This is a genomic window from Flavobacterium sp. (assembly GCF_023151265.1).
GTDB lineage: Bacteria > Bacteroidota > Bacteroidia > Flavobacteriales > Flavobacteriaceae > Flavobacterium.
The window spans coordinates 1-1,928 of sequence record NZ_JAKLJH010000225.1 but is presented as its reverse complement, the minus strand read 5'-3'; the positions used below and the strand labels follow the sequence as shown (position 1 = coordinate 1,928).

Here is a 1,928-nt window from a genome sequence, read left to right as displayed (position 1 = left end):
CGATGTAGTTTTTGTAGTTTTATGTTTAGCCAATCAAACAGGAGTTGATTTACAAGCCGCTTTTGATAAAAAAATGGATTTGAAAACCAAACGCGATCACGATAGACATCATAATAACGAGAAACTTAAATAATGGTGAGTTGTGAGTTGTGAGTTGTGAATTATGGGGGATAATGTTATTAAAAATAAATCATTTAATTTTGCATTACGAATAGTTAAATTATATCAGTTTCTGAATCAGGAAAAGAAGGAATATGTTTTAAGTAAACAACTTCTAAGAAGTGGAACTGCTATTGGTGCTTTGGTTCGTGAAGCAGAGCAAGCAGAAAGTACATTAGATTTTATTCACAAGCTCGCCATTGCTCAAAAAGAAGCAAATGAAACAGATTATTGGTTGGAACTTTTGTTTCGGTCAGAATATCTTAATGAAACACAATTTCAATCATTAAAAAACGATATTATTGAAATAAATAAAATTTTAGCTTCCATAATTATTACAACAAAACAAAGAATAGGGAAGAAATAATGGTGAGTTGTGAATTGTAAATTATGAATTCACCATTCACAACTCACCATTCACAATTAAAAACATGAACTGGATTTTACTCATAATAGCAGGATTATTCGAAGTAGGTTTTGCTACTTGCCTCGGAAAAGCAAAAGAATCAACTGGAAACACTTCCTTACTTTGGTACGGCGGTTTTTTGGTATGCCTTTCTATTAGTATGGTATTGTTAGTAAAAGCAACCAAAGAATTACCCATCGGAACCGCTTATGCCGTTTGGACAGGAATTGGCGCTGTGGGTAGTGTTTTAGTTGGAATCATTGTTTTTAAAGAACCGGCAACGTTTTGGCGTGTGTTTTTCATTACCACATTAATTTTATCTATTGTCGGATTAAAAATGGTTACGAAATAATGAATTTATTACTTCAATCATCCAGCATCCAGCAACCAGCATCCATCAAAATCACGGGTTCAAAATCTGAAACCAATAGATTATTGTTGTTACAGGCTTTGTTCCCCAATTTAACTTTAGAAAACACCTCCAATTCAGATGATTCGGAAGTTATGACTAGAGCCTTAAATTCACAACTCACAACTCACAACTCACAACTCATAGACGTTCACCACGCCGGAACCGCCATGCGTTTTCTTACCGCATTTTTTGCTATTCAAGAAGGAAAAGAAGTGGTTTTAACAGGTTCGTCACGAATGAAAGAGCGTCCGATAAAAATTTTGGTTCATGCTTTAAATCAATTAGGCGCCGAAATTAGTTATGAAGAAAATGAAGGTTTTCCACCAATAAAAATCAAAGGCAAGAAGTTAACACAAAATAAAGTTTCGCTTCCAGCCAATGTAAGTAGTCAATATATTTCGGCACTTTTATTAATTGCTCCAAAGCTTAAAAATGGTTTAGAATTAACTTTGGAAGGCGAAATAACCTCAATTCCATACATCAAAATGACCTTAGCGTTATTGAATGAAATAGGAGTGACGACTTCATTTGTTGGAAATAAAATTTCTGTAAAACCACAATTCACAATTCACAATTCACAATTCACAATTGAGTCTGATTGGAGTTCGGCTTCCTACTGGTATTCCATTGTTGCTTTATCTGAAATAGGTTTTCAAGTTACACTTTCAAGCTATAAAGAAAATAGTTTGCAAGGCGATAGTGCTTTGGTAAACATATATCAAGATTTTGGTGTTGAAACTACTTTTAATACGGATAATTCAATCACGATTTCAAAAGAAAGACTTCATAATTCGCAACTCACAACTCACAACTCACAACTTAACAACTCGCCAGATATTGCTCAAACCATTGCAGTAACTTGTTTTGGATTAGGAATAGGTTGTCATTTATTCGGTTTACATACGCTAAAAATCAAAGAAACAGATAGATTAGAAGCTTTAAAAACAGAAC

At 33.7% G+C, this 1,928-nt stretch carries 3 protein-coding genes and 1 pseudogene; all 4 read left to right on the top strand.

Annotation, left to right across the window (positions count from 1 at the left end; genetic code table 11):
* Positions 1-133, top strand: a pseudogene (locus L6Q46_RS13815) (pyrophosphatase); the annotation flags it as partial.
* A gap of 30 nt (positions 134-163) precedes the next feature.
* The gene (locus tag L6Q46_RS13810; RefSeq protein ID WP_291284798.1) at positions 164-526 is read left to right on the top strand and encodes a four helix bundle protein; all 363 of its coding nucleotides are present in this window, start codon (positions 164-166) and stop codon (positions 524-526) included.
* Positions 527-590: 64 nt separating this feature from the next.
* Positions 591-917, top strand: coding sequence for a multidrug efflux SMR transporter (locus tag L6Q46_RS13805; protein WP_291284797.1), 327 nt, complete (start codon positions 591-593; stop codon positions 915-917).
* Positions 917-1,928 (top strand): 3-phosphoshikimate 1-carboxyvinyltransferase (locus L6Q46_RS13800; RefSeq protein ID WP_291284796.1); only part of this gene is annotated, 1,012 nt, incomplete at its 3' end. The genes L6Q46_RS13805 and L6Q46_RS13800, both read left to right, overlap by 1 nt.

What these genes read in the sequence shown, in the direction of transcription:
- L6Q46_RS13810 (WP_291284798.1), top strand. Translation starts at nt 164, where the DNA reads ATGGGGGATAATGTTATTAAAAATAAATCATTTAATTTTGCATTACGA.
- L6Q46_RS13805 (WP_291284797.1), top strand. Translation starts at nt 591, where the DNA reads ATGAACTGGATTTTACTCATAATAGCAGGATTATTCGAAGTAGGTTTT.